Raw genomic sequence first — 1327 nt, 5'->3', positions numbered from 1 at the left:
ATCATGCTTCACTCTCAAATCAACGCGCATAAAGAAAGCCTCCCATTTCTCATGTCCAAGAAATGGGAGGCAGTTCACTGTGCCGGGGAGGGTCTTGTTGTCTGGGGAATGGGTTGTCAGCACCCTATTCCTCAAAACTGAATAATTTTCGTTTTTGAGGAATAGGAAACATGCACGATATCGCTGCGCTGGGCGTATTCGAGGAGTCTCTATTCCTCAAAATTGAAAATTTTTCAGTTTTGAGGAATAGGCTTGGCGAACGTTTGCGGGGCTGTGACATCGGGCGTGCTCGACTTAAGCCCCTGTTCTATCCCAGCTTCTGCATGCGGCGGTAGATTTCGCAGATGCCCTTGATGGTGAGTTGGCCGTCCACCACGTCGAAGGCATCGGTCGAATCGGCGACGATGCCGGCGAGACCGCCCGTGGCGATAACGGTGGCATCCTCGCGGTCCAGCTCGCGCTTCATGCGCGCGACCAGGCCCTCGGCCATGGCGGCAGCGCCCACCACGGCGCCGACCTTGATGCACTCTTCGGTGTCGCGACCGATGGCGTGCTCGGGCGCCTCGAGCGGCACGCTGGCGAGCTTGGCGGCACGGGCGGCAAGCGCGTCCATGGAGATGCGGATGCCCGGCGCAATCGCCCCACCAATGTAATAACCGTCCTCATCGATGACGTCGATATTGGTCGCGGTGCCAAAGTCCACCACGATTGCCGGCGCGCCGTAGAAGGTCTCGGCAGCGACGGCGTTGGCGACGCGGTCGGCACCTACGGCCTGGGGGCGCGCCGCGCGCAGCTTGGTCACGGCGGCCGTCTGCGGCCCGATGACGATGGCGTCCGCCGCGATGCGGTCGGCAACGGCGTGCCACTCACGTGAGAGCTGCGGAACCACGCCGGCAAAGGCGATCGCATCGACCGCATCGAGCGAAAGGTCGTACATCTTAAAGAAGCCCATCAGGCGCACGTGGATCTCGTCGGCGGTATAGGAGCGGTCGGTGGGCATGCGCCACGACTGCACCAGCTCGTCTCCGTCAAACAGGCCCATGGCCGTCTGCGTGTTTCCCATATCGATAGCGAGCAGCATGTCTACTCCCGGTGTCGGCATAAAAGGACGCGCACCATTGTATACGTGCCATCGACGGCGCTCGGCTGTGATTCGTTTACGGTGATAAGGGCTGAGAGGTTTAAATATGAAGGAATTATGCTCTACGAGATTTTCCTTGCCGTTTACCGAACTCCCGCGTAATATTCTTTCTTGCGCACATGAGGCGCCCAGACATTGCGGGGTGGAGCAGTCTGGTAGCTCGCCGGGCTCATAACCCGGAGGTCG

General features: G+C 59.7%; 1 protein-coding gene. It reads right to left on the bottom strand.

The window, feature by feature from the left end; genetic code table 11:
• Positions 1–307 precede the first annotated feature (307 nt).
• Entirely contained in the window at positions 308–1081 is a 774-nt protein-coding gene (locus PMX72_RS08890) for a type III pantothenate kinase (RefSeq protein WP_271746206.1), read from the bottom strand.
• Positions 1082–1327 lie beyond the last annotated feature (246 nt).

It is taken from the genome of Collinsella aerofaciens (genome assembly GCF_028207065.1).
GTDB classification, from domain to species: domain Bacteria; phylum Actinomycetota; class Coriobacteriia; order Coriobacteriales; family Coriobacteriaceae; genus Collinsella; species Collinsella aerofaciens_AR.
This window is presented reverse-complemented; position numbering and strand designations above follow the sequence as displayed.